18 protein-coding genes are annotated in these 18,805 nt (G+C 68.1%); 11 read left to right on the top strand and 7 right to left on the bottom strand.

Features of this window, described 5'->3' with window-relative positions; genetic code table 11:
• Positions 1 to 17 precede the first annotated feature (17 nt).
• Positions 18 to 377, bottom strand: coding sequence for a rhodanese-like domain-containing protein (locus ACWDXS_RS17820; protein WP_378989433.1), 360 nt, complete (start codon positions 375 to 377; stop codon positions 18 to 20).
• A 336-nt stretch (positions 378 to 713) separates the two neighbouring features.
• Between ACWDXS_RS17820 and ACWDXS_RS17815 the strand changes: the two genes are divergently transcribed.
• The 5 genes from ACWDXS_RS17815 (at position 714) to ACWDXS_RS17795 (ending at position 7,683) form a co-directional block, all read left to right on the top strand.
• Positions 714 to 1,325: a hypothetical protein gene (locus ACWDXS_RS17815; protein WP_378989432.1), complete on the top strand. Its 612-nt coding sequence runs from the start codon at positions 714 to 716 to the stop codon at positions 1,323 to 1,325.
• Between the two features lie 167 nt (positions 1,326 to 1,492).
• The gene (locus ACWDXS_RS17810) at positions 1,493 to 2,116 is read left to right on the top strand and encodes a superoxide dismutase (RefSeq protein WP_194825332.1); all 624 of its coding nucleotides are present in this window, start codon (positions 1,493 to 1,495) and stop codon (positions 2,114 to 2,116) included.
• A 271-nt stretch (positions 2,117 to 2,387) separates the two neighbouring features.
• Positions 2,388 to 2,915 carry a peptidase gene (locus ACWDXS_RS17805; protein ID WP_378989431.1) on the top strand — a complete coding sequence of 176 codons (528 nt, stop codon included), beginning with the start codon at positions 2,388 to 2,390 and terminating at the stop codon, positions 2,913 to 2,915.
• Positions 2,916 to 3,274: 359 nt separating this feature from the next.
• A complete protein-coding gene (locus ACWDXS_RS17800) occupies positions 3,275 to 3,982 on the top strand; it encodes a TMEM165/GDT1 family protein (protein WP_449966832.1) in 708 nt (235 codons plus the stop codon).
• Between the two features lie 116 nt (positions 3,983 to 4,098).
• A complete protein-coding gene (locus tag ACWDXS_RS17795) occupies positions 4,099 to 7,683 on the top strand; it encodes a P-loop NTPase fold protein (RefSeq protein WP_449966829.1) in 3,585 nt (1,194 codons plus the stop codon).
• Here the strand turns inward: ACWDXS_RS17795 and ACWDXS_RS17790 are convergent.
• Entirely contained in the window at positions 7,680 to 8,318 is a 639-nt protein-coding gene (locus ACWDXS_RS17790; protein ID WP_379311971.1) for a TetR/AcrR family transcriptional regulator, read from the bottom strand. The genes ACWDXS_RS17795 and ACWDXS_RS17790 overlap by 4 nt on opposite strands.
• Positions 8,315 to 9,193: an SDR family NAD(P)-dependent oxidoreductase gene (locus ACWDXS_RS17785; protein ID WP_449966825.1), complete on the bottom strand. Its 879-nt coding sequence runs from the start codon at positions 9,191 to 9,193 to the stop codon at positions 8,315 to 8,317. Before ACWDXS_RS17785 ends, ACWDXS_RS17790 begins: the two co-directional genes overlap by 4 nt.
• Positions 9,194 to 9,342: 149 nt before the next feature.
• Between ACWDXS_RS17785 and ACWDXS_RS17780 the strand changes: the two genes are divergently transcribed.
• Entirely contained in the window at positions 9,343 to 10,110 is a 768-nt protein-coding gene (locus ACWDXS_RS17780; RefSeq protein ID WP_379222154.1) for an SDR family NAD(P)-dependent oxidoreductase, read from the top strand.
• A gap of 56 nt (positions 10,111 to 10,166) precedes the next feature.
• Here ACWDXS_RS17780 and ACWDXS_RS17775 read toward each other — a convergent pair whose 3' ends face one another.
• From ACWDXS_RS17775 to ACWDXS_RS17760, 4 genes are all read right to left on the bottom strand, one after another.
• Positions 10,167 to 10,973, bottom strand: coding sequence for a class I SAM-dependent methyltransferase (locus tag ACWDXS_RS17775; RefSeq protein ID WP_379311970.1), 807 nt, complete (start codon positions 10,971 to 10,973; stop codon positions 10,167 to 10,169).
• A gap of 8 nt (positions 10,974 to 10,981) precedes the next feature.
• Positions 10,982 to 11,431 carry a GNAT family N-acetyltransferase gene (locus ACWDXS_RS17770; RefSeq protein ID WP_378989425.1) on the bottom strand — a complete coding sequence of 150 codons (450 nt, stop codon included), beginning with the start codon at positions 11,429 to 11,431 and terminating at the stop codon, positions 10,982 to 10,984.
• A 100-nt stretch (positions 11,432 to 11,531) separates the two neighbouring features.
• On the bottom strand, positions 11,532 to 13,493 hold the full coding sequence (gene htpG / locus ACWDXS_RS17765) for a molecular chaperone HtpG (RefSeq protein ID WP_378989424.1): 1,962 nt from the start codon (positions 13,491 to 13,493) through the stop codon (positions 11,532 to 11,534).
• A gap of 13 nt (positions 13,494 to 13,506) precedes the next feature.
• Positions 13,507 to 15,219: a TM0106 family RecB-like putative nuclease gene (locus ACWDXS_RS17760; protein ID WP_387446174.1), complete on the bottom strand. Its 1,713-nt coding sequence runs from the start codon at positions 15,217 to 15,219 to the stop codon at positions 13,507 to 13,509.
• A 170-nt stretch (positions 15,220 to 15,389) separates the two neighbouring features.
• Here ACWDXS_RS17760 and ACWDXS_RS17755 point away from each other — a divergent pair, with 170 nt between their 5' ends.
• Genes ACWDXS_RS17755 through ACWDXS_RS17735 form a run of 5 tightly spaced genes read left to right on the top strand, consistent with a single transcriptional unit; the run spans position 15,390 to position 18,775 of the window.
• Entirely contained in the window at positions 15,390 to 16,064 is a 675-nt protein-coding gene (locus tag ACWDXS_RS17755; protein ID WP_378653445.1) for a DUF6474 family protein, read from the top strand.
• Positions 16,065 to 16,071: 7 nt separating this feature from the next.
• The gene (locus ACWDXS_RS17750; protein WP_449966818.1) at positions 16,072 to 16,605 is read left to right on the top strand and encodes a hypothetical protein; all 534 of its coding nucleotides are present in this window, start codon (positions 16,072 to 16,074) and stop codon (positions 16,603 to 16,605) included.
• 41 nt (positions 16,606 to 16,646) lie between these two features.
• On the top strand, positions 16,647 to 17,300 hold the full coding sequence (locus ACWDXS_RS17745) for a YcnI family copper-binding membrane protein (RefSeq protein WP_379311968.1): 654 nt from the start codon (positions 16,647 to 16,649) through the stop codon (positions 17,298 to 17,300).
• Positions 17,300 to 17,824 (top strand): copper resistance CopC family protein, encoded by a 525-nt coding sequence (locus ACWDXS_RS17740; protein WP_378989420.1) that lies wholly within the window; start codon positions 17,300 to 17,302, stop codon positions 17,822 to 17,824. The genes ACWDXS_RS17745 and ACWDXS_RS17740 overlap by 1 nt, the downstream gene beginning before the upstream one ends.
• A 6-nt stretch (positions 17,825 to 17,830) precedes the next feature.
• A complete protein-coding gene (locus ACWDXS_RS17735) occupies positions 17,831 to 18,775 on the top strand; it encodes a CopD family protein (protein WP_449966813.1) in 945 nt (314 codons plus the stop codon).
• The last annotated feature ends 30 nt before the right edge of the window (positions 18,776 to 18,805 follow it).

Here is an 18,805-nt window from a genome sequence, read left to right as displayed (position 1 = left end):
CGCACCCCGCTTCCGGACTAGTAGATCTTGGCTTCGTGGTCGCCGTCGGCGACCACCGGGCGGCCGGTCTGCTGCCAGGCCACCATGCCCCCCGCGACGTTGACCGCTTCGTACCCGATGTGGGCGAGATACCGGACGACCTCGATGGACCGGCCGCCCTGCCGGCACACGACGTAGAGCTCGGCGTCGATATCGAGCTCGTCGAGGCGGGCGGGCACGTCGACCATCGGGATGTGGATCGCGCCCGGCGCGTGCCCGAGGTTCCATTCGTCGGGTTCGCGCACGTCGAGCAGCTGCGCACCCGGCGCGGGGTCCGCGTCGTCGAACGCGGCGGGTACCGCACCCACCGGCACGGTGGGGACATCGGAGCTCGTCACGCCTCGATCCTGCCATGCCGCGCGCGTTGCCGGGCGAGCCTGTGCGACGACGAGGTGCTGCGCGGGCCTCAGCTACCGGTCAGCACACGGCCAACGGGAACCGGCTGCCGACAACGCCGACAGCCGGGTGGAACCAGCCGGGAACGACCGATCCGGGACTCCCCTCCATGTCATCCCGGAGCGGTCGTTCGCCGCTGACGTCGGGATTCGTGGAGTGTGTTCTGTCCCGACATCTACTTGGACGCAAGCGGGACCGATTCGGTTCCATAAAAACGAGAACACTAGAGAAAATCTTAAATCCTGGGATCTGGGCGGCCAGATCGGTAGCCTGGGCGCATGAACGTGAGCAGGGGGCTACTCGACAGTTTCGACATCAACGGCTTGAATACCGCTTTGTCCGAATCCACGTGTCTAGGGGTAGAAGTGGATGCCGCGGCGGGCCGGCTGCAACTCGCTCTGGAGGTGCTGACGCTACCCACGGATGGACCCGCGCCGATCGACACGAAAGTTCTGCTCACCTTCACCGGAGTCACCCGCGTCGCGGCCTCCCTGCGCATCCAGCGCTGGGACGATGTCGACGCCCGTGTGCTTCCCCTGAGCCTCGACCAGCTCGACGAGGCCATCGAGAGCTTCGGCGGCGGCGGGTTGCACGGCTGGGAGTTCATCGACCTCGACGACAGCGGCTGGACGCTGTGGAGCGAGTTGCTCAGCTTCGACACGGTGCTCGATCAGCGCATCGCCGCGCACGTCATCGAGTTCTCCCAGGAAGAAGGCATCGACCCGCGCGAACTCGACGTCCGCGTGTGGTTCGACAAGATCGTCGTCACGAACACCGCCGGCCTGGAGATTCCGATGAACGAGTTCATCGAGGGTGGTCGTCGGTGGTGGGACGCGCATGCCACCGGGGACGCCCGGACCACCAAAGCCGACATCGCACCGCCGCTGTAGTATTCGCGGCCCGCGACCGCAGGCCACGCCCGCGAAGTTTCCATCTCGGTGATCGCAAGGGAATGCGGAACCGCGTGTGCGGGGTTGCAGCGAGCGGGTGTACGAATGATGGTTGGTGTTGTCGTCCGAACTGGGCGCACACAGCCCGACACACGGAAAGGGACATCGTGGCCGTCTACACGCTGCCGGAACTGGATTACGACTTCGGCGCACTGGAGCCTCACATCTCCGGTGAGATCAACGAGATCCACTACACCAAGCACCACGCCGCCTACGTCGCAGGCGCGAACAAGGCACTCGAGCAGCTCGAGGAAGCCCGTGAGTCCGGCGACCTGGCTGCCATCCTGCTGCTGGAGAAGAACCTGGCCTTCCACCTCGGTGGCCACTACAACCACTCCGTCTGGTGGAAGAACCTCTCCCCCAACGGCGGCGACCAGCCGGACGGCGACCTGGCCGCGGCCATCGCCGACCAGTTCGGTTCGTTCGACAAGTTCCGCGCGCAGTTCACCGCTGCCGCCAACGGGCTGCAGGGCTCCGGCTGGGCCGTCCTGGGTTACGACACCCTGGGCCAGAAGCTGCTGACCTTCCAGCTGTACGACCAGCAGGCCAACGTGCCCACCGGCATCATCCCGCTGCTGCAGGTGGACATGTGGGAGCACGCGTTCTACCTGCAGTACAAGAACGTCAAGGCCGATTACGTGACCGCGTTCTGGAACGTCGTCAACTGGGCCGACGTGCAGGACCGCTTCGCCCGGGCCGTCGGCCAGGGCAAGGGCCTCATCTTCGGCTGATCCGCCTCTCCGCGTATTTTGCCGGTCGTAGGTAGCTCCACGGGTTCTTGACCGGACTCGCGGTCGTGTGCCCCAGGCTTCTGGGCGTGCCCGACGAGTTACCCATGTTCTTGCGAAATCAGGCGTTGCGCGAAAGACCTCCCGGTCATCGACTGGGAGGTCTTTTGCGTGGATTGCCCGTTCTGGCACTCACTGGTACTTGTGTGCCAGACGGGTTTGGGGTTATTCCTGTCATACGGGCACAGTCGCCCCCGTTAGTCGGGAGGCCATCATGAATACACAGGGTCCGATCGGGATCACGCCGTTTCAGGCGCGGGGACGATTGAGCGGGTTCGTGGTGTCGGGGCGGTGGCCGGATACCACCAAGGAATGGGCACAGGTGCTGGTGCTGGCCGTGCGGGTGGCGTCGATGCCGGGCTTGCTGGTGACCAGCACGGTGTTCGGGGTGCGCGAGGAGCTACCCGACGACCCGGAACCGGGCACGGTGGGCCTGGTGATGGCCGAGGGGCCGGTACTCGGCGATGAAGCGATCGAACCCGGCCGGTTCGCCGCGCACACCCCGCCGGCGCTGCTGATGCTGCACCCACCGTCGGAGACCCGTCCGTCGCTGCCCGAATGCGCGGGCGCGGCCTCGGGCTGCGTGCTGCTGCCCGGCGTGCCACACCTCGGTTTGGAGCATCGCGCGGCATGGGCCGAGGCCGAACTCGACGGCACGATCACCTCGCTGGTGAGCCGGGTCGGGATGGATCTGATCAGCGATCCCGATACCGCCGTGCTCGCAATGCTGCTGGCGGCCTGACTCTTTCGCCCGCGACGGGCGGGCGAATGTTCGGCAACGGGTCTGCGTGCCACTGAAATCAGGGAAACCGAACTATCACCGCCGCACACCCAAACTTATTGTGCCCATTGAGATTTGGATTACCAGGACTTGGCATACCGGGAGCAACCGGACTAGAGTGGTGAACAGCGAAGGGGAGTAGCCCGCAATCGCCCAGTCGACATACTGATCGCCGCCGAATTCGGCGCGGTCCGGCTGCGTGAACCGGTGACCACCGGTGGGCGAGACCTTCGGCCACGAACCGATCCGTCGACCGGTGTGGCTGAAGGCGCACCCGTCTTTCAGCCACAGGCCGGAGTATTTTCCTGGGAGCTGACTTCATGATCGCCACGATCCTGCTGAGCTTCGGCGTGCTCTTCCTCGCCGAACTCGGCGACAAATCCCAACTCATGGCGCTGACCTTCTCGCTGCGTTACCGCTGGTGGGTGGTGCTGGCAGGCATCAGCGTCGCCAGCGTCGCCGTGAACCTCATCGCCGCGGGCGTCGGCCACTTCCTCGGCACCGCCCTGCCCGCGAACGCGATCGCCGTCATCACCGCGCTCACCCTGCTGGTAGTCGGTCTCTGGACCCTGCACGACGCGCTGAGTAGCGACAGCGACTCCGACGAGGCCCCGGAGCCGCCGAGCGCCCGCAACGCCTTCCTGGTGGTCATCTCCGCCTTCACCCTCGCCGAACTCGGCGACCGCACCATGTTCGCCGCCGCCGCCCTCGCCTCCAACAACAACTGGCTGGCCGTCTGGATCGGCTCGGTCGCCGGCATGGTCGCCGCGGGCGGACTGGCCATCCTGGTCGGCAAGTTCGCGGGCAAGCACCTGCCCGAGCGCGGCATCGCCATCGCCTCGGGCCTGCTGTTCCTGTTCTTCGCGGGCAAAACTGTGCTCGACGCGTTCGCGCCCCAGCTGGGCGGTTGGGGTTCGGCCGTGCTCGCCCTGATCGCACCCGCGCTGCTCGGCCTCGGTGTCGCCGTCTGGCGCACGCGTAGGAAGCCCGCCGTGCACGGCGATGAGCTCGCCGAGACCGCACGCTGAGTTCACGCCGGTTCGCAGCGGCGCGGCACCGACACGGTGTCGCGCCACTGCTGTGCACCCCCTCGATACGCGCGAATCTGTTGCGGGGCCGCGGCATTCGGCGGTTGAATTATCCGATGACAGCGGCCGCAGGCGATGCGGGCTCAGCGACAACCGGTGAACCGGCGACAGCTTTCGACCACCTACGGCTGACGCCGTCGGCCACCTACTTCGGCAGCGACGACCCGGACAGCCTGGCCGCGTCACCCACCGAATGGGGCCTGTGGGCGACGATCGAAGGTCGGCAGGTGCTCGTTTGTGGCTGTGCCGACGGGACCTTGCGGTTTCGGTCCGGGGCCACCGATATCCCGGCGGGCAGACTGTCGTCCGGATCCACCACGACCGCCATCAGCCGAAGCGAGTCACGGGCAGCGCCCGACGGGCGGTCGATATACCTGCGGACCGACGGCAGCGGGCCGGCACTGTGGGGCACGCAAACCGAGGTGGACGGCGCGTGGTTGCTCGCGGTCGGGATGGGCAACGGCGAGGTACGCGTCTGGTCGGCACCCGAGTGGCGCGACTTCGCGGCGCCGTCGGTACGGCGGACCTCCACGGATATCGCGGATTCGTTCTTCGACCCGCTCTGGGTGTTCAGTGACCAACCGGGTGGACCGGCGCGATGGGGCGCGTGGACCACGATCGCCGGGCGACCGACCCTGGCCTGCGGATACGGCAACGGCGCGGTGGTGGTGCGTCAGGTGCCGGTCAAGCGGCCCCCTTCCGGTGCGGACGATCCGACCGCGCCGTACATCGAACGACTGCTGCGCGGTCATCTCGCCGAGGTGCGGTGGGGGGCGTGGAACGCGGGCACCGATCTGCTCGCCACCGGGGACGACGACGGCGTCGTCATCGTCTGGCGAATTCAGCCGAACGCCCCCGGCCCATGGGAAGCGGTAGGGCGGGTCGAGGTCGGCAGCGCTGCCACCTGCGGTGCCTGGGTCGCCGAGACCGAAGACGGCAGGCTACTGGTGGTCGGCACCGGCCGAGGAGAGGTCGAGGTATACCTGTCCGTCGGGTACGACCAGCTCCAGCGCACCTCGCTTTTCGACAACCACCCCGCGCGGCAACCGGGTGCGGCGAGCTCGCAGGGCGGTCACCTGGGCCCTGCCCGCTGGTTGGCCACGTTCGATGACAGGTTCCCCGCCGACGACTCGAGCTCGCCGGAGGAACCTCGCTATTGGCTCGCGTGCGGCTTCGACGACGGCTTGACCGTCATTACCCGCATCAGCCACTTCACCGTCGGCGCCCGCTCGGAGACGTCGCCGATGAACCCCGCGAGGTTCGCGGATTCCCACATGGCGGTCCCGGCTTCCTCGGTCGGGCCGAGCACCTGGGGATCGTGGGCGAGAATCAATGGTCTCCCCGTGCTGGCGACGGGCTACGCCGGCGGTGTCGTGCAGCTGCAACTCTTCGATCGACGACTCGTGGTCGATCTGACAGCGACCCGCCCCCAGGGCAATTGGGGTATCTGGCAGCTGATCGACGGCAAACCCACCCTCACCACCGGCGACGCCGCCACCGGCACCGTCACCGTCCGGCGACTCGAGGCCGAGCTCGAACACCCGCGCCTGCCGGCCTATCGCACCGACAACACCACCACCGTCGACCAACTCGACCGCACCACCGAGGCCACAGCGCTGGCCGAGCTGCTCACCTCCGCCTCGACCAGCCTGCCGTTGGCTGTCGGCCTCTTCGGTGAGTGGGGTGAGGGCAAGAGTCATTTCCTCGGACTCCTGCACGACCGGGTGCGCGACGCCATGAAGCAGCAGTGGGCGTGTCACCATGTGCGGCAGGTGCGGTTCAATGCCTGGCACTACGCCGAGACCGATCTGTGGTCGAGCCTGGTCACCGAGATGTTCGGGCAGTTGTCTCGCACCGAAGGCATCGATCCCGCGACAGCGCAGCGTCAGATGTCGCGGCTGGAGACCGCCCTCGTCGCCGCGCATCACATCGATGAGCGGATCGCCGCCGAGTCCGAGCGGATCGCCGAGCTGGAAGCCGAGCCGTCCGCCACGCCGCGATGGCGGATGGAACTGCTGGCGTTGCGTGCCGCCTTCTCGAACGCACTGTGGGAGCGGGCGATACAGCAGCGCGACGCCCTCGACCAGCGGGCCGGCGCCGCCACCGACGAGAAGTGGTGGCAGAACGCCCGCGAGACCGCGGCATTGTGCGGTAAGGGCAACCGCGTCCGCTGGGCACTGACCTTGATCTTGGTGATCGCCGGCGTCGTCGGCCTGTTCTTCCTCTCCGACCTGGCCCGCGGCGCGAGCACCGCGGCGGTGGTGCTCGCCATCGCCTTCCTGCAACGGTTGCACCACATGAGCAAGCGCTACACCGACTCGGTCGCGGAGCTCATGCGCAACGTCGAGGTCGAACGCGCACGCATCGCGAGTAAGCGCGCGACCGCGCTGGCGGTCAGCCGAGCCAACCTCGATGCCTTGCGACGCGAGAAGCACAACCTCACCGCCGCAGGCCAATTGGCAGGTCTGGTCACCGACCGTGCGGCCGAGGGCGGCTATCGGAGCAGCCTCGGTGTGATGACGCGCATCCGTGAGGACTTCGACAAGATGTCGCGGCTGTTGCTCGCGAACGACACCGAATCACCGCGGAACGCACGGGATTCGGTAGGCGACGAGTTTCCGTCGATCGACCGCATCGTCCTCTACATCGACGACCTCGATCGCTGTCCGCCGCAGCGGGTGGTGCAACTGCTCGAGGCCATCCACCTCCTGCTCGCGGTCGAACTGTTCGTCGTTGTCGTCGCCGTCGACCCGCGCTGGATGCTGCGCTCGATCGCCACGCACTACCGCGAAATGCTCATGGGTGGAACGAAATCCGACGGTTTGGTCGTCGACCCCGATGATGACGGTCACTGGTCGTCGACGCCCCCGCAGTACCTGGAGAAGATCTTCCAGGTGGTGTTCACCTTGCCGCCGCTCGCAACGGGCGGCTATCTCTCGATGATGAACACCCTCGTCGGCCGCCGGGCCGAGGCGCCGAGCACAGTCGTGCCGGTCGAACAGTCCACCGCGACAACGACTCCCCCGCCACCGTCGCCGACCCGTCGCCAGGAATCTCTGCCCGCACCGCGACGCACCACCACCGTTCCCGACCTCGGCCGCCTCGAGCTCACCGAGACCATCGCGCCGATGACGATGGGCGACAACGAGATCACGTTGCTCGGGCTCCTCGGTCCCCCGCTGATCAACACTCCGCGCTCGGTCAAACGGCTGGCCAACAGCTACGGCTTGTTCTCCGCGATCGAACGGCTCCGATCCGACGAGGGCTCCGACGAAGCTCGTCTGCCCGCGCTCGTCCTGCTCGGCGCCCTCGTCGCGTTCCCGCAGTTGGGCCCGGTGCTGCTCACGCATCTGCACACTGCGGCGCCGACCTCGACCTGGACGGAATTCGTCGAAGGGCTCTGCCCGCGATCGTCGACCGAGCACTGGGCCAATGCCGCCGACGCCAGGCTCACGGCGACCGAGGCGCAGGCGTGGCGGCTGCTGTCCGATTCGCTGCGCGATATCACCGCACGCGCCGGGCAGGCCGGGATCGTGTTGCCCGAGAGCATCACGGCGTGGCAGCGGTGGGTGCAGCAGGTCGGCAGGCTGTCGTTCCCGGCGGGCCGGGTGATTTCCGGGCTCAGCCGCCACCGAACCTAAGCGAACGCGTTGCCGTAGAGCGTTCCGGAACGGCGGGCCAATGCGATCAGCTGATCCTTGATGCCGCGCAGACTTTCCGGGTCGTCGGCGGCGATCCGGCCGGTGACCATGGCGCCGATCGCGGCGGCCAGGGTCGCGCAGGCGAACCGCTGGTCCTCGGATTCGGCGCCGAGCATGGTGGAGACCACCTCGACGAATCGATGTTGCAAGTCCATCCGCGCCTCGATGGCCGACGGGCCGACCGCGTAGACCTCCACCAGGAACAGCCGGGCCGAGGCCGGGTCGTCGATCATGTGGTCGAAGTAGGCGGTGAGGATGCGGTCCATTCTGGTGAGCGCGTCGGTGTCGGCGCAGTCGGCGATCACCGTCTGGAGCTTCTCGGCCAGTGCGCTCGACACCCGGTCGAAGGCCGCGTTGAAGCAGTCCTCCTTCGACCGGAACAGCTCGTAGAACGTTTCCCGGGAAACCCCGGCGCGCTTGAGCACGGCCGCCACCGGCGTGCCGACATAGCCGCCCACGGTCATCGCCTCCCCCATCGCGACGAGAATGCGCTCACGCTGAGAGGCGATCACTTCCTCACGCGACAGGTGGTGGCGTCCACGCGGAAGTTGTTGCCGCAGGGTCGAATCGCTCATGATTGCCGTTCCATTCTGCGGGGCCGGGCCGGCTGTTCGGTGGTGAAGGGGACGTCCTCGGTGCGGGCGATGTCGATGGCGCGGGCCAGGCGATCGCCCTGCACGCGCTGCACGACCAGTTGGGCCAGCAGCCGGAACGGGCGGACCAACGCTACCCACCAGGGCGAGACCACGGTCTTGCGTCGTCGGGCGATGGCGCGTTCCAGGGCTTCGACAGCGGGACCGACGGGTGAGCTCCCGGTGAGGCTGGTCTCCCCCAGCACGGTGTGCGCGGCGGCCGTGCCGAATCCACGCGCCGTCATGTCGGTGTCGATCCCGGCGAAATAGCTGACCCCAACCTTGGCCCCGGTCGACCGGAGTTCCGCGCGCAGCGTGGCGCCGAGCGAGGCAACCGCCGCCGCCGAGGCGCTGTAGGCCCCGCCCAGCGGCAACTGCACGGCGGTGGAGATAGACGACATCATCAGCACATACCCGCCCGGATGCGAAAGATGCGCACCCGCCGCCGACACCGTGTAGGCGACCCCGAGCACGTTCACCGCGAGGGTTTCCTCCAGCACCGACGGATCCCCGCCGATCATCGCCATCTGCTTGGCGACTCCCGCGTTGGCCACCAGCACATCGAGGCCGCCGAGTTCGGCGACCAGTACCTCGACCACCCGCTCGACCTGCCCCCGATCGGCCACATCGCAATACCGCCACGGCACGTCGCCGCATTCCGCGGCGACTTCGGCCAGCAGTTCCGGCTCCAGCCCGAGCAAGGCGACGTGGGCCCCGTGCGCGGCCAGTCTGCGGGCGAGCGCGGCACCGATCCCACGAGCGGCCCCGGTGATCAGGACCCTGCGTCCGGCTACCGACGGACCGGCGAACGATCTCATGACGGCACGCTACCACCGGTAAACACCGGTGTTCACGACGATTTCCCCAGCGCTGTGGCTGCGTGTTCCAGACCACACCCGGTTCACGCTAGGGTGCCACTATTGGCAAGCGGCACAATAAGCCGCCATTCAATACAGGAGGATTTGTCGTGGAGATTTCGGGTTCCGCTGCCATCGTTACGGGAGGCGCGTCCGGTCTCGGTGCCGCCACCGCCAAGCGCCTCGCCGACGCGGGCGCCACTGTGTTCGGGCTGGATGTACCCGCGTCCATCGAGCGCGCGGGCGACAACGTGCCCGCGGGCGTCACCTTGATCGCGGCCGACGTGACCAGCGGTGACGAGGTCGCCGCGGCGATCGCCCAGATCACCGAGGGCCCGGCGCCGCTGCGCATCGTGGTGAACTGTGCCGGTGTCGGCTGGGCGGGTCGCATCCTGTCCAAGAACGGCCCGCACGACCTGGAGCTGTTCCGCACGGTCATCACCGTGAACCTGCTCGGCACGTTCAACGTGATGCGCCTGGCCGCCGACGCCATCGCCAAGACCGAGCCGGTCGACGAGTACGGCCAGCGCGGCGTGGTGATCAACACCGCCTCGGTCGCGGCCTTCGAGGGCCAGGTCGGTCAGATCGCCTACTCCGCGTCCAAGGGCGGCGTCCACGGCATGACCGTCCCCGCCGCGCGCGACCTCGCCCAGTTCGGCATCCGCGTCAACACCATCGCCCCCGGCATCATCGACACCCCGATGCTCGCCGGCGTCACCCCCGAGTACCGCGCGGGCCTCGAAGCAGGCGTCCCGTTCCCGTCGCGTCTCGGCCGTCCGGACGAGTACGCCCAGCTGGTGGAGTACATCGCCTCCCACGACTACCTCAACGGCGAGACCATCCGCATGGACGGCGCGCTGCGCATGGCCCCGCGCTAGTCACGCGGCACACCCACACGGCGCTCTGCCCACCCGGGCAGGGCGCCGTCGGCGTCTCAGGGTGCGGTACCGATGCCGAAGAGGGCGGTGGTGCGCAGCGGGGTGTTCGGGCGGTAGGTGACGGTGAGGTGGGCGATGGCCGCTTCGCTGCGGCGCTGCCATTCCTCCTCGCCCACTTCGTCTCTCACGACAGCCAGCGGCGCGCTGCTGCGGGTCAGGGATTCCCACAGGGTGGTGGCGTCCGGGTAGCAGAGCTCGGCGGTGTGCTGCTCGATCCGCACGTCGAGCAGGCCCGCCGCGCGCATCTCCGCGCCGAACACTCGGGGATTCTGGAGGCTGCGCGAATCCGGTTGCGGGAGTGTGGCTGTCGGGTCCGCCGCGGTCAGGGCGCCGAACAACGCTCGCATGAGGGAGGATTCGGCCGCGGGCGCCCAGGCGGCGACCACCGCGGTGGCGCCGGGGCGCAGGACGCGGCACAGCTCGGCGAAGCCCTCGGGCCGGTCGGGGAAGAACATCAGCCCGAACAGGGAGAAGCCCGCGTCGAATCGGTTGTCTTCGTAGGGCAGGGCCTGTCCGTCGCCGACCTGCGCGGTGACCGTGGGGTGGTCGGCGGCCGCCGCGACCAGCTGGTCGATCATCGACGGCGAGAGATCGATGGCCTGCACTCGGGCACCGAGCTCGGCGGCGGCGATGCTCAGCAACCCGGTACCCGCCGCGATGTCGACGATCTCCGATTCCGAGCTGAGAGTGACGTATTCGAGTGCGTGCGCGGCGAAGGGCGCGAGCACGGTCGCACCGGTCTCGGCATATCCCTCGGCGACGAGGTCCCACGGACGAACATCGGAGGACAACTGTTCTGACATAACAACATTCATACCGGGCGGGAGAAGGTGATCAGGGCGCGGCCGGGGCCGTTGTAGTCCGGGATGGGGCCTGCGACCGCGAAACCGAGGCTGCGGTGGAAGTCGATCGAGGTGTAATTGGCGGGCGAGGTTATCGCGGTGACGACGGTGCGGTTGTCGGAGCGGGCGATGGTGAAGAACGCTTCGTAGAGGGTTCTGCCCAGGCCGGCTTTGCGAGCATCCGGGCGGACGGCGACGAAATGGATGTAGGCCGTGTAGGGGTCGGAAGGTGAGCCGAAACCCACCAGGAAACCGGAGATTCCGTTGTCGTCGGAGGCGATCAGGCTGGTGCGATGGAAGTGGTCGAGGAACATGCGGGGAAGGTTGTGGACGGCCGCTCTTCCCCACCAGTTGTCGACCACGCCGATGATGCTGTCGTAGTCGCCGGGTCTTGCGCGACGAATCTCGTGCCCCACCATCACTCCATGGTGACCCCGATGTGACCAGTCAGCACCAGAATTGCAGGTGAACAAAACTGCCCGCCACCGAAACGGCAGCGGGCAGTTCAGTATTTCCAGATCAGACGGTGCGGGTCAGGCGTTCGGTCAGCAGCTGGGCGAAGCGGGCGGGGTCCTTGAGTTCGCCGCCCTCGGCGAGAACCGCTGTGCCGTAGAGGAGCTCGGCGGTTTCGGCGAGCTCGGGGACCTTGCCTTCGTCCGCGTCGGACTTGCGGGCGTCGTAGGCGTCGCGCAGGCCCGTCACCAGGGGGTGGGCCGGGTTGAGCTCGAGGATGCGCTTGGACTCCGGCAGGGCCTGGCCCGAGGCCCGGTACATGCGCTCGAGCATGGGGGTGAAGTCGTAGACGTCACCGACCAGGCAGGCGGGCGAGGTGGTGAGACGGTTGGTGAGGCGGACTTCCTTGGCGACGTCGGTGAGCGTGCCGCCGAGCCAGGTGAGCAGGTCACCGAAGTCCTTGTCCTGCTGTTCGCGCAGGGCTTCGGTTTCCTTCTTCTCGTCCTCGGTTTCCAGGTCGACCTCGCCCTTGGCGATGGACTGGAAGGTCTTGCCCTGGAATTCCGGCACCGAACCGACCCACATCTCGTCGACCGGATCGGTGAGGATCAGCACCTCGCGACCCTTGGCCGTGAAGGCTTCCAGGTGCGGCGAATTCTCCACCTGCGCACGGCTTTCGCCGGTCATGTAGTAGATCGAGTCCTGCCCGTCCTTCATCCGCTCCACGTACTGCGCGAGCGTGGTGAGCTCGGACTCCGAGGCCGTGGAGGCGAAAGACGAGACGGTGAGCAGGGTTTCGCGGTTGTCGGTATCGGAGAGCAAGCCCTCCTTGAGGACTCGGCCGAACTGCGCCCAGAACGTCTGGTACTTGGTCTGGTCCTCGGCGCCCTGCATGTCCTTGACCGTGGACAGCACCTTCTTCACCAGGCGCTTGCGGATCATCTGGATCTGGCGGTCCTGCTGCAGGATCTCGCGCGAGACGTTGAGCGAGAGGTCCTGGGCGTCGACGACGCCCTTGACGAAACGCAGGTACTCCGGCATCAGTTCTTCGCAGTTGTCCATGATGAACACGCGACGCACGTAGAGCTGCACACCGCGCTTGTGCTCACGGGTGAACAGGTCGAACGGCGCGATCGACGGAACGAACAGCAGCGCTTGGTATTCGAAGGTGCCTTCGGCCTTCATCGGGATGATCTCGAGCGGCTCGTCCCAGGCGTGGCTGACGTGGTGGTAGAACTCCTTGTATTCCTCGTCGCTCACCTCGCTGCGCGGTCGCGTCCACAACGCCTTCTGCGAGTTGAGGATCTGGTCCTCGACGACGGTCTTCTCGACCTTGTCCTCGCCTTCCCCTTCGGTCACCGTGCGCTCGACCTGCATGCGGATCGGCCAGGCGATGAAGTCGGAGTACTTGCGGACGATCTCGCGCAGCTTCCATTCCTGCGTGTAATCGAAGAGGTGATCGTCTTCGTCGGCGGGCTTGAGCTCGAGGGTCACCGAGGTGCCCTGCGGTGCGTCGGCGACGGTGTCGATGGAGTAGGTGGAGCTGCCCGCGGCGGCTTCCCAGCGGGTGCCTTCGGTCTCGCCCGCCTTGCGGGTGGTGAGGACGACCTTGTCGGCGACCATGAACGTGGAGTAGAAGCCGATGCCGAACTGGCCGATCAGCTCCTCGGCGGCGGCGTCGGACTTGGCCTCGGTGAGCTTGCGGCGCAGGTCGGCGGTGCCGGATTTGGCGAGGGTGCCGATCAGGTCGATCACTTCGGCGCGGGACATGCCGATGCCGTTGTCGCGGACGGTCAGGACTCGCTTGTCCTGGTCGACCTCCAGCTCGATGTGCAGGTCGGAGGTGTCTGCGCCCAGGTCTTTGTCCTGGTAAGCGGCAAGTTTGAGCTTGTCCAGCGCATCGGAAGCGTTCGAGATCAGCTCCCGCAGGAAGGTGTCTTTGTTGGAGTAGACCGAGTGGATCATCAGCTCGAGGAGCTGGTGGGTTTCGGCCTGGAACTCGAGGGTTTCGACGTGCTGCTCAGTCACGCCCCCGATGTTATTACCGTCCGAAATCGGCCAGTGAGGGAACCTCGGCTACGGCCCGCTTCGACATCCAATCGCGCAGCACCTGGGTGGCGCGGACATCGTCTTCGTTGTAGACGAACAGGCGGGTGCGCTGCGACATGTCGATGTCGTCGTCGTAACCGACGGCCCGGCGGTACCAGCCCATCGACGCCTCACCGCCCGCTTCCGGATCACGCCAGCCGAACCCGGCGACCGGCGCGATCTTCTTGAGCCCCTTGCCGTTCGGGCAGATGAACTGCTCGGTGACGGCCTGGAACATGTCGACCCATTCCTTGGAGTCGACGAACGCGCGCACTTCCTCGTGGGTAGGCACGCCGGGGCGGCCGGCGAACCGGCGGGCCGATTCGTAGAGCCACTTGTCCTCGGCGGTTCGCGAATAGCAGTAGGCCGCGAAGGTTTTGCCCTGGGCGTGGGCTTCGGCGCGCCGCTCCATCAGCCAGGTCCAGAACTCGCCGAACGAGCGGCCCTCGTCCTCGGTGGGCAGCGGATCCCAGGTGACGAACGGGCGGTAGACGTCGTCGAGCAGGGTGCCCCACAGGTAGGCGCCGTCCTCCTGGTAACTCTCCAGGTCGACGTCGATCTCCACATCGGCGCGACGCACGCTGACCTGCTCGAACCGGCGCACGAGCGGGGCGCCGTCGATCCAGGCGCGTGCGGTGACGACGGTTTCGGCGAACGGTCCGTGCTGCCAGTCGTCGGGATCGTCGCCTTCCCACGCGGCCAGCTCGTCGACCGTTTCGATCCCGTGCAGGCGCAGCACGTCGGCCCGCGAACCCGGCGCGACCAGGCTCACATCCCGCATCTGCGCCAGTGTGGCCTCACAACTCGGCTCGGCTGTGCCTGACTGCTGCGCTCCCGAGGGCCCTGCGTGGTCACGCTCCGCTACCGCCTCCGGGCCCGCCGGTCGCTGCGCGTCGGGCCCGCGCACCCACCACGGGCACTGCCTGCACTCGGGCACCTTCGACGGCTGGGTCGGCAGTTCGCCGCGCACCACCGCGATACGGTCGGCGTAGCGCTGGTCGTAATCGGCCAGCACGTTCGTCAGATCGTGCACCAGGATGCGGTCGCTGACCAGGCCGATCGCGCCGCCGATCAGGGCGGGGCTCGCCATTCCGTAGCGCTGCAACATGCGGTACAGGTGGGCCAGGCGCTGCTGGTCGCGCGGCTGCGGGCGCAGTTTCACGTGCTTGTCGCGGCGGGGCTGCCAGCGGAACAGGTCCGAGGTCAGTGGGTGGAAATCGGCCGGGTCGGGCCTGCGCGGGTCGGTGACCTTGTGGTTGACCACGATGATCGGGATATAACCGCCACGATCGTCGTCGCGCAGCAGGATCTCGACACCGCCGCGTCGCCCGGTGTCGGCTTCCTGGGGCAGCAGCCCGCCCCAGATGCGCGGGGCGCCCGCCTCGATGGCGGCCATCGTCGCCGCGGCCTTGGCGGCGCCACGCAGGTCCGGGTCGATCACCACCCAGTCGGCGGGGGCGGCCGCGACCAGTTCGTCGCGGACCTTGGTGCGATGGGCGGTGGCGGCGTCGCGCCGCTGCTGCACGCCCGGATCCTCGCGCACCTCGGCGAGCACGCCCGGATTCTCGGCATCGAGGCGCAGGCGATGCCTGCATCCGATCAGTGAACGCGCGTCCAGGAAGGCGATGCGGAAATCCGCAGCGGAAGCGGGGACCGGGCTACGCACCGGCCCGCCGTCGAAGTCGTCCTCGGCTGCACGCACGCAAGCAGTATGGGCCTTACCCCCGACACAATGCCCAATCGCTACCCTCATCCCACTACGCTACGAAGAACGGCAGGCCGCTTGAAGGCGGTCCTGCCTCATGACTTGGCGAGCATGACGGAGGGCCTGATCCCATGGGGTTGTTCAGCAAGCGGAAGCGGCGGCCGAGCCGACGCGCTGAGGCGAAAGCACTCAAGCACAAAGCCGCGGTGGAGGCGAAGCTGAGCGCCAAGAACGAGCGCAAGGCGGCCAAGGCGGGCGAGCGCGTCACCCGGCGTGCGGCCAAGGCTCAGGCACGCACGGCCGACAAGGTGGCCAAGGCGCAGATCGCGACCCTGCAGGCCGAGGAGAAGGCCGCGCAGAAGGCGGCCGCGAAGGCCGATCGCGAACTGTTCAGCGCGAGCCAGATCCGCAAGTACATCGGCGTGGCCCGGGTCCTGATCCCGGTACTCGCCCCGCTGGCCTACCGCGGCGCGACGATGGTGCGCGGGCAGCTCGACGCGCGCAAGGCCCAGCAGCTCGGTATCGGCATGGACCAGCTGAGCGAGTTCAGCGGGCACGGAGCGCGCCTGCAGGCCCGCATCACCAACACCGAAGAAGCCCTCGACAAGATCGCCGCCGACAAGGCGGGCGATGCCGACACCACGAAGTTCGTCGAAGCGGCCCGCTCGCGCATGGCCGATCTGAACGTGGCCGTGCGCACGGCCGAGCAGATGCCTGCCGCACGTCGCAAGGCCGTGCACGCGTCGATCTCGGCCGAGCTGTCCGTGCTGGAAAACGACGTGCTCGCCCGCCTCGGCGTCCGCTGATCCTGCCGTGACAACGCCGCAGCTCACCTCCCGCTTACGCGGTGGTGGCTGCGGCGTACTCGTGGGCGGGCTGGCGGTGGCCGCCCACGGGATCGGCGGCGGCGGGGTGCCGCGGTCGTCGGAAATCGCACTGCTGCTGCTGGTTTCGCTGACCGCCGGGATATTCGCCCATGGCACCGGGCCACGCGGGCCCTCCGCCCGATTCGCGAACGCCGCGACGATGCGCACGGCCGCCGCGTTGATCGGTGGTCAGTGGGCCGGGCACTTCGCGCTGTCGGCGACACTCGACCATCACGGACTACTGCATCTGCCGAGCCTGCCGATGATCGCCGCGCACCTGGTGGCAGCGTGTGCCTGTGCCGCACTGATTCTCGTCGCCGAGCGGCTGTACCTCGTTGCGTCGAGCGTGATTCGGGCTGTACTCGGCAGTCCCTTCGCTGTTGCCCACCCGACCGCTCGCTGGTTCGGCCCGCTCGCCGTCGCGCGCGGGACTCGTCCGAGGGGTGCGCGATGTCCGCGCGCACCGCCGGTGTTCGCCTGAATCGCGACCACCTCAGAATTCTTCGGACGACAAGGCATTCCATGCACAACTTCATCACCCGCGGCACCGGCACCGCCGCTCTCGCGGCGGGCCTGGTCCTCGCTGCCTGCGGTTCGGCGGCCGCGCACGTCACCGTCGACGCTCCGGGCGCCGCCCAGGGCAAGTACACCGTCGCCACCTTCAAGGTGCCGACCGAATCCGATACCGCGTCCACCACCGCGCTGCGCGTCACCGTGCCGAACCTGAAAAGTGTTCGGACCGAGCCGATGCCGGGCTGGACGTCGAAAGTCGAGCGCAACGACAAGGGCGAGACGGTAGCCGTAGCGTGGTCCGCCGATCCGGGTAATCCCGGTGTCGGACCCGGCCAGTTCCAGCGGTTCGTGCTCTCGCTCGGCCCGCTGCCGACCCAGGACACCGTGAACTTCCCGACCCAGCAGACCTACAGCGACGGCAAGGTCGTGGCCTGGAACCAGCTGAGCACCGGCGGCGCCGAGCCCGAGCACCCCGCGCCGGTTATCACGCTGACCGCGAAGGGCGGCGCCGAGGGCGGCGATCACCAGGTCGCCTCCGGCGAATCGACCCAGTCGGAGACCGACGACGTCGCCCGCTGGATGGGTGGCATCGGCCTGGCCCTCGGCCTGTTCGCCGCCGCGCTCGGCCTCGGCCTGGTCGTGCGCTCCCGGCGGTCGTCGTGATGCGCAAGATGCTCGTCGGCCTGCTCGCGGTGCTGTTCGCCTGCGCCTTCGCGGCGGCAGGCACGGCGAGTGCGCATTCCGGCGCGGTGAGCAGCGTTCCCGAGAACGGTTCGACCGTCGAGGCCGGACCGGCGCGGGCCAGCGTCACCTTCAATGAGGAACTGCAGCAGAACTTTCCGTCGCTGACCGTGGTCGGCCCGGATGGCAGGCTGTGGTCGAAGGGCAAGGCGCTGGTCGAAGGACGCAGTGTGAGTGTGGAACTGGGTGAGCTGGGGCCGGTCGGCGAGTACACGATCGCGTTCCGGGTCACCTCGGCCGACGGTCATCCCGTGAGCGGCACGCGGACTTTCACGCTGAGCAAGGCGGGCACCGGCACGCCGGGCGCGCGTCCGGGTGCGGACACGGCCGACGACGGCGGCGACGGCGGGGTGCCCGTGTGGGTGTTCATCGCCGGCGGCGTGGTGCTGTTCGGCGCCGGCCTCGCGGTGGCGTTGCTCGGCGGCCGGTCCGGCCGCAAGAAGTAGTCGACGATGACGACCGGTCGCCGGGTGCCCGGTGCCGCGCTGCGGCAGTGGCGTGTCCTGGTGCCGGTCGTGGTCGCCGCGCTGCTCGGGGTGGTGCTGGCCTGGATATTGCGCAGCTCCGGCGGGTTCGCGTGGGTGGCGTTCGCGCGCGTGCTCGCCGATGGCGTGGGCGCGGTGGTGCTCGGCCTGGCCGCGCTGCCCCGGCTCAACGACCGGCTGACGGTCACCTGGCGACCGCTGGCCGCGCTGGCCGGTATCTGGTTCGCCGCCGAGTTCACCGTGCTGGTGTGTGAGGCCGCCGAGATCGTCGGCGTCGCCGTGACCCAGCTCGACGCGGGCGATTTCATCACCTTCCTCGGCAGGCTCAGCGGCGGCCAGATCGGGATCGCGATCCTGTTCTGCACCGGTGCGATCGCCTGCTACTCGGCACTGGCCTTCCGCAGACCCGACACCGCGTCGGCGGATCTGGTGCTCGTGTTCGCGGCGGTCGCGCTGTCGCTGCGGCCGATCACCGGGCACATGTCCCAGCAGATGTTCGGCTCGGTACTCGCCGCGGTCCACGCACTCGCCGCCGCCTTGTGGCTCGGCCTGCTGCTCGCGATGGTCCTGGTGCTGCGCACCCGGGGCGAATGGGCCGCGACGCTGCCGCACTACTCGAGGCTCGCCGCGCCCCTGGTCGTTGTCGTCGCGCTCACCGGCCTGATCAACGGACTGGTCCGCCTCGGCGGCATCACCTCGCTGCTGACCAGCGGCTACGGACGGATACTGCTCGCGAAGCTCATCATCCTGGGTGTACTCGTCGCGCTGGGCTGGTGGTGGCGTCGATCCTGGGTCCCCAAGGCCGGCGACCACCGCGTGACCGCCGAGGTCTCCCTGCGCAACGCGGCGGCCGAGGTACTGGTGATGGCGGTGGCATTCGGCCTGGCAGCGACGCTGGCCGTGACCGGGTAGTCACCTCGATCACGTTCGGTGTCGAGTGCC

It is taken from the genome of Nocardia sp. NPDC003183, from assembly GCF_053590715.1.
Note: the sequence above shows the minus strand (reverse complement) of the source record. Positions and strands in the feature narration are given on the sequence as shown.